The sequence below is a fragment of the Parabacteroides sp. AM58-2XD genome (assembly GCF_003463685.1).
Classification (GTDB): domain Bacteria; phylum Bacteroidota; class Bacteroidia; order Bacteroidales; family Tannerellaceae; genus Parabacteroides; species Parabacteroides segnis.
In genome coordinates, this window is the sequence record NZ_QSDP01000169.1 from 1 (window position 1) to 7,408 (window position 7,408).

Genomic DNA, 7,408 nt, shown 5'->3' on the forward strand with positions numbered 1-7,408 from the left:
AGTTGTCGAATGAATAGAGAACATCTGTTTAATGAATAGAGAATGATTGTCGAACGATTAATTATTCCATCAGAAAGAATAGTTATAACATTGGGAGATTTGCAGGGAGGTCGGGGAAAACTCAGAAAAAAGATATATAAATAGGATCTGTTTACTTCTCTTACCCCAGTTACAATAAATAGTAATAGAGTCTATACCAAAGTTCTAACAGCAAAGAGACATATCTCCCGAAATAATTCAAGGCAAAAGAATGGTTAGTATCAATAAGTTAACTATATTTGCTGTCTGATAAAAACTTACGAAATATAGATATGAAACAATTTTTTAAAATGATGTTCGCCTCAGCACTAGGTGTTTTTGTTGCTGTTGGCCTGATTTCCATTGTATTTGTATTCACTCTGATTGGTATTGCAGCCAGTGTAGGTAGTACTCCTGATTACACCCCAAAAAGCAATACCGTATATAAATTAACGCTTGAAGGAAACCTCTCCGACAATACCGAAGAAAACCCAATCGCTATGCTGATGGGTGAAACAGATAAGTCTCTTTCATTAAAAGATATTCTTTCCTCTATCCAGACTGCCAAAGAGAACAAAAACATTAAAGGCATATATATAGAAGCAAAAAGTCTTAGCACCGGCTCTGCCAGCCTAGAGGCCATACGCAGAGCATTGAATGATTTCAAAGAAAGCGGAAAATTCATTATTGCTTATTCTGATAATTATACGCAGGGTTGCTATTATCTATGTTCTGTTGCCGATAAAGTCTTCCTGAATCCACAAGGTACGTTAGGACTTGTCGGAATGGCTTCACAAACGATGTTCTATAAAGATTTATTAAAAAAGGTCGGCGTAGAAATGATGATATTTAAAGTCGGAACTTACAAGGGCGCTGTTGAACCGTTCATGCTCGACAAACTAAGTGACGCCAACCGTGAACAAATCCAATCATATATAAGTACCATTTGGGACAATGTAACCAACGGCATTGCCGAATCCAGAAAAATCCCGGTTGCCGACATCAATAGCTTTGCCAATCAAGGCTATGCTTTCTCTGCGGCCGAAAAAGCTGTCGAATGCGGCCTGATTGATGAATTGAAATACCGTCCCGAAGCCGAAGAATTCGTAAAAGAGCTGGCCGGACAAAGCGACAAACGCCTACAGACCGCCAGCCTTTCAAATATGAAAAGCATTAAAACCATCAGTCGTGAAAAGGCAGATCGTATAGCAATCCTGTATGCAGAAGGCGAAATCAAACCCGAAACTCCCTCTTCACCTTATAATACGGAACAGGCTATTACAGAAAAAGTAGCCTCCGAACTCATCAAGTTAAAAAATGACGAAAACGTAAAAGCCGTTGTTTTCCGTGTCAACTCACCAGGCGGAAGTGCCTTCGTATCCGAACAAATCTGGCGCCAGGTCATCGAATTGAAAAAAGTAAAGCCGATTGTTGTCTCCATGGGCGATGTAGCTGCCTCGGGAGGTTACTATATTTCGTGTGCCGCCAGCAAAATCGTAGCTGAACCCAACACGCTTACCGGTTCTATCGGTATTTTCGGTATTTTCCCGAACGTAACGGCTTATTCGATAAACTGTCGCTTACTACCGATATTGTAAAAACAAATACATACGCAGATTTGGGAGACATGAGCCGTCCGATGCGTGAAGATGAAAAAGTCCTGATTCAATCATTTGTTGAGAGAGGGTATGACACATTCATTACTCGTTGCGCCGATGGCCGCGATATGAGCAAGGAAGCAATCAACGAAATAGGGCAAGGACGCGTTTGGACCGGCGAACAAGCAAAAGAACGTGGCCTGGTTGACGAACTCGGAGGTATAGATAAAGCTATCGAGACTGCCGCCTCTTTAGCCGACCTGACTGATTACAGCCTGACTTATGTTTCCGGTTCCAAAGATTTCTGGAAAGAATTCATCGAAAAACAGCTCGGTGAAGTAAAAGTTTCTGTTGTAAAAAGTGTATTGGGCGAAGAATATGAGTATTTCAAAACACTGAATAATATCAAATCGACAACCGGAGTCCAGGCGCGACTTCCTTATGATGTTAAACCATTATAATCCGAGATGCCGACAGAAAACAACATAAAAATACACTCTCTGCTTTCTCCCTTTTCCTTCCTGTATGGAATAGGAGTCCGGTTCCGCAATCAGCTGTTCGACTGGCGACTGCTGTCTTCGGAGTCATATCCTATACCTATTATATGCATTGGGAATCTGGCTGTGGGAGGAACAGGGAAAACACCTCATACCGAATATATCATCCGTTTATTAAAGGATGATTACAGGATAGCCGTACTCAGCCGGGGATATAAACGAAAATCTTCCGGTTTTATCCTGGCAAACGAGCAGAGCACAAGCCACGAGATTGGTGACGAACCTTATCAGATGAAACATAAGTTTCCCGATATTCTCGTGGCCGTAGATGCCGACCGTCGCGAAGGTATCGGCAAACTGCTGGCACTTCCTGAAGAACAGCGTCCGCAAGTCATCCTTCTTGACGATGCCTATCAGCACCGCTACGTCGCCCCTTCATTCTCTATCGTCCTGACTAACTACCATCGTTTGTTCTACAACGACAAGCTACTCCCCGCCGGCCGCCTGCGTGAACCTATCTGCGGAATACGCCGGGCAGACATGGTTATCGTCACCAAATGCGAGGAGGATATGAAACCTATCGAGTACCGCATCATTGAAGAAAACATGAAGTTGCTGGCCCACCAGTCCATCCACTTCACACATATCGCTTACGATGAAATTAAACCGGTATTCGGGAATCAGGGCAAACCGCTCAGCCGGAAAGACATTCAAAAAGAAGACGAACTGCTGGTTATATCCGGCATCGCTTCTCCCGAAGGGTTCATCAAAGAAGTCGGAAAGTTTTCCGACAAGGTAACGCCGCTGATTTTTCCGGACCATCATGCCTTCGAAAAATCCGATATACGACGCATTAAAAATACCTTTGATAAAATGAAGTCATCCGCCAAATACATTCTGGTTACAGAAAAAGATGCCGCCCGGCTATTGGATAATCCGCACATTCCGGAAGATTGGAAAACGTGCATGTATTATTTGCCGATTACCATCGAATTCTGCCTGGACAAGAAATTTGACGATGAAATCAAAAAACATATAACAACTTTCCATAAAGATAATTTGTTACGATAAATAAAAGATGAGCAAAAGAACAGAAATTGCAACATTAGGCGAATTTGGTTTAATCCGCCACCTTACAGAAAAGATAGAGTTAAAAAACGAAAGTACAGTAAAAGGCGTTGGCGATGATGCCGCAGTACTAGACTATAAGGAAAAGCAGGTATTGGTAACAACCGACCTTTTACTTGAAGGCATTCACTTCGACCTGACGTATGTTCCACTAAAACACCTGGGATATAAATCAGCAGTCGTCAACTTCTCCGATATTTATGCAATGAACGGAAAACCGAAACAGATAACGGTCTCCCTCGGTATATCCAAACGTTTTTCGGTAGAAGAACTGGAAGAATTCTATTCGGGTCTCCAACTGGCCTGTGATATTTATGGAGTTGACATTGTAGGTGGTGATACTTCCGCATCTTTGACCGGCCTGTGCATCAGCATTACATGTATCGGTGAAGGTGAAAAAGAAAAAACAGTCACCCGCAGCGGAGCAAAAGATACCGACCTTGTCTGCGTATCCGGAGACCTGGGAGCCGCCTATATGGGTTTGCAGTTGCTTGAAAGAGAAAAAAGGGTATTTAAAGGAGAAAAAGAATTTACCCCCGACTTCACCGGCAAGGAATATCTACTGGAACGCCAGTTAAAACCGGAAGCCCGCAAAGACATCATCGAGTTGCTTGACAAAGCCGGTATTGTTCCTACCTCCATGATGGACATTTCGGACGGCCTTTCTTCCGAATTACTTCATATATCAAAGCAAAGCAATGTAGGTTGCCGTATCTATGAAGATCGCATTCCTATCGACTACCAGACAGCAGCTATGGCAGAGCAGTTCAACATGAATTTATCGACGGCAGCCCTGAATGGCGGCGAAGATTATGAGCTTTTGTTCACCGTCCCTCTAACCGCCCACGACAAAGTTTCTGAGATAAAAGGAGTTAAAGTCATCGGTCACATTACCCGTCCCGAACTGGGCAATTATCTAGTAGGCCGTGACGGTGGAGAAGTTGAACTGAAAGCCCAGGGCTGGAATTCACTTAATGAATAATTTTTATCATTTTTTCCATCGAACTATTGCATATTAAAAAAAAGTCCGTATCTTTGCACCCGTTAAACAAAACAACGGTGCCATAGCTCAGTTGGTAGAGCAAAGGACTGAAAATCCTTGTGTCCCCGGTTCGATTCCTGGTGGCACCACTTATTAAAGAGGAAAAATGAAGCAAACCCCTGAATTCAAAGCGAGTTCAGGGGTTTTCCTTTTATATCCAATAGGAAAAATACACCGAATCCTGCGGTTTCAAGGTGTGTAATTCGGGGAGGATTTTTTTAAGGCTCAATTCCCTCCCGAATTTACCCCTAACTCACAACATTTCACCATTTTACCACCTATTCTTCTTTGTGGCTCAGAAACAAGTTATTAATTAATCAAAGGAGGAAGAAAAAATGGCAAAGCAAACATTTTCGTTATTGTTCATGATCAGAAGAGTTAGTCTATTAAAAACTGGGGAATCTCCTATTTATATGAGAATGACTCTTGCAGGACAAAGAATCGAGTTACAACTAAAAAGAAGAGTGCTACCAAAATTATGGAACCAGAAAAAAGAAAGAGCCATCGGAAAAGATAGCGTTTCCATTGAGATCAATATGTATCTTGAGTCGATCCGCTCTCAGGTATATGAGATATTACGTAATTTAGAAGATGAAGGGTTACCTATTACACTCTCAGAAATCAAAGACAGATTCATCGGTAAAAAAAGCAAAGCAAATCAATGCAAAATGTTTTTTGCCGTATTCCAGGAAGAAATTGACCGAATGGAATCTTTAATCGGCATTGATCTTGCTAAGATCACTGTAGGCCGATACAAACTTTGTTTGCTATATTTCAAGAAATGTATGCTCGTCAATCAAAAGCTTCGGATATAGCTTTAAAAGACATAAACAAAGCTCTGATAATACAATTTGAGACATTCATGAAAGTGGACAAAAATCTCTGTCAAAATACTGTCATACGTTACATGAAATGCTTCAAGAAGATTATCAACATAGGACTAGGTAACGGATGGATAAAAATCAACCCATTTCTTGGAATCAAATTTAGAGAAGAAAAGGTTAAAAAAGACGTTCTCACAATGGATGAAGTAATGAGAATTTACAATAAAGAGTTTTCTATTCCTCGCTTAGAACGGACAAGGGATATATTTGTATTCTGTTGTTGGACAGGATTGGCTTTTATTGATGTTCATGATTTACACGAAAGTGATTTCTTTGTAGATTCAAATGGGAACAAATGGATTATTAGAAACAGAATCAAAACAGGTGTAGAAGCAATTATTCCTGTATCAAAAATACCTTGTGAAATTCTTGAAAAATACAAAAATGACAAAATCAGTATAGCAAAAGAAAAAGTATTACCAGTAGATACGAATCAACGGATGAACAGTTATTTGAAAGAAATAGCGGATGTTTGTGGTATAAACAAAAAGCTTACCACACATACAGCCCGGCATACTTTTGCGACTCTTCTCATAGCAGATCATGCATCAATTAAAAATGTAGCTGCAATGATGGGGCATTCTAGTGTAAAAATGACAGAGCGCTACGCAAGAGTACAAGATTATTCAATATTATATGATATGGAGAAATTTTCTAAGAACATATAATCAAACTAAAGAGCGAGTAAAATAATAACTCGCTCTTTTTTCTAATTCCCTTTATGAACTTTTTATACACAAAACCACTATATATATTAAAACGAAGAGATATCGCTTTATTAGTTATCTATTCAAATTCATCCCTATATATATTATTCGCCACGAGCCTATTTAAACAATAAAATAAAGAGCGATATTTTTGTTATAGAACTCAATATATTTATATATTTGCGAAATAATAAACTAAAAATAGAATCTTATGGCAAACAAGAAAGGCATTAATATCGCCAAACGTATCAATGGTATCAAGAAAGAATTAGATGATATTGCAGCAGGTTATGAGAACCTTAAAAACAGCAATAGTAATCCCGTTGAAAAAAAATCAAGTTAAGTGATATCGATTTTGAAAGTTACGAAAATGAGTTCTTACAAAAATTGCAGATCAAAATAGGAAAAGTCCTTCTGGCAGAATGAAAGTTAAGGAATAAGTACACTATCCAAAGGGTTCCCCAAGGAGCCCTTGATTATACTTAACCATTAATATGTCTGTAAATTTGTAAATTTTCACCAATAAAGACATGTATTTCAAAGCCGTCTACCCATAAACCAGGATAATAACCTAATTACAAATACCTTACTTCTAAACCACTCATTTTTTTAGAATACACACCTTCACATATACAACTGATTATCAGCCAATATATGAATACAACTTTTTGAGGAAAAATCATATTAAACACAATTTGATATACAAACAAATCAATATATTTGCAAAGTACGCCTAACTAATTTGAAGTTTACAGTATCTTACAATATATCAACTAATAACCTAATTTCACAACGTAATGAAATCAAACACTAGAATTAATATTTATTTGTTGGCCTTAGCATCAACATTAATGATTTGGATGATTAGTTGTTCATCCAAACATATCAAGGATATTGATCTTGCCGAAACTATGATCAAAACTTCTCCATATACAGCTGACTCTATATTGGCTAGTATAAATGACAGTTCAAAACTTAATAAAGAGCTTCTTGCCAAATGGTGTCTTTTGAAATGCATTATTTCAGACTCAATTAATACACCAATGCCACAGGTCTCAATAATAGAAGAAACATATGATTTTTATAAAGCTAAAAAAGATTGGACTCAGATGGTAAAATCTGGATTCTATTTAGGACTATCATATAAAGAGTCAGAAGATTATGATAAAGCAATAGATGTGTTTCTATTTTCATTAACCAAAGCTAAAGAACTAAAAGATTACACTTTAGTGGGTTATATATATAGCTGTATAGCAAATATTCATGAATTAAACAAAGACATTCAGAATGCTGAAAAGGATTATGAGTTCGCTAAAAATGCTTTTCTTCAAGCAAATAATACCAAAAGTTATATTCTTGCACTAAAGAACATAGCTAGACAAAAAGCATATCAAAACAGCTTAGATGAAGCACTAAATATTCTACATCAGGGAGATTCTATTGCTCGAACATTAAATGATACAAGTGTATTTGTTAGCATATATAATACTTTGGGGAATATATATTGCCTAATGGGGGATTATGAAAAAGCAGA

6 protein-coding genes, 1 tRNA gene and 1 pseudogene are annotated in these 7,408 nt (G+C 38.4%); all 8 read left to right on the forward strand.

From position 1 onward, the window contains the following. Nucleotides 1-311 precede the first annotated feature (311 nt). Nucleotides 312-2,077, forward strand: a pseudogene (sppA, locus tag DXA15_RS23915) (signal peptide peptidase SppA). A 6-nt stretch (nt 2,078-2,083) separates the two neighbouring features. Further along, nucleotides 2,084-3,184, forward strand: a complete 1,101-nt coding sequence (lpxK, locus tag DXA15_RS23920; protein WP_128135707.1) for a tetraacyldisaccharide 4'-kinase — start codon at nt 2,084-2,086, stop codon at nt 3,182-3,184. A gap of 7 nt (nt 3,185-3,191) precedes the next feature. Continuing rightward, nucleotides 3,192-4,223, forward strand: coding sequence for a thiamine-phosphate kinase (gene thiL, locus DXA15_RS23925; RefSeq protein ID WP_128135708.1), 1,032 nt, complete (start codon nt 3,192-3,194; stop codon nt 4,221-4,223). A gap of 76 nt (nt 4,224-4,299) precedes the next feature. Next, nucleotides 4,300-4,372, forward strand: a tRNA-Phe gene (locus tag DXA15_RS23930). 246 nt (nt 4,373-4,618) lie between these two features. Then, the gene (locus DXA15_RS27385; RefSeq protein WP_233567600.1) at nt 4,619-5,098 is read left to right on the forward strand and encodes an Arm DNA-binding domain-containing protein; all 480 of its coding nucleotides are present in this window, start codon (nt 4,619-4,621) and stop codon (nt 5,096-5,098) included. Then, nucleotides 5,065-5,835, forward strand: a complete 771-nt coding sequence (locus DXA15_RS27390; RefSeq protein WP_233567601.1) for a site-specific integrase — start codon at nt 5,065-5,067, stop codon at nt 5,833-5,835. Before DXA15_RS27385 ends, DXA15_RS27390 begins: the two co-directional genes overlap by 34 nt. Before the next feature lie 250 nt (nt 5,836-6,085). Further along, nucleotides 6,086-6,217 (forward strand): hypothetical protein, encoded by a 132-nt coding sequence (locus tag DXA15_RS27760; RefSeq protein ID WP_255420006.1) that lies wholly within the window; start codon nt 6,086-6,088, stop codon nt 6,215-6,217. A gap of 454 nt (nt 6,218-6,671) precedes the next feature. Next, on the forward strand, nt 6,672-7,408 hold a 737-nt coding region (locus DXA15_RS23940; protein ID WP_369683084.1), incomplete at its 3' end, for a tetratricopeptide repeat protein.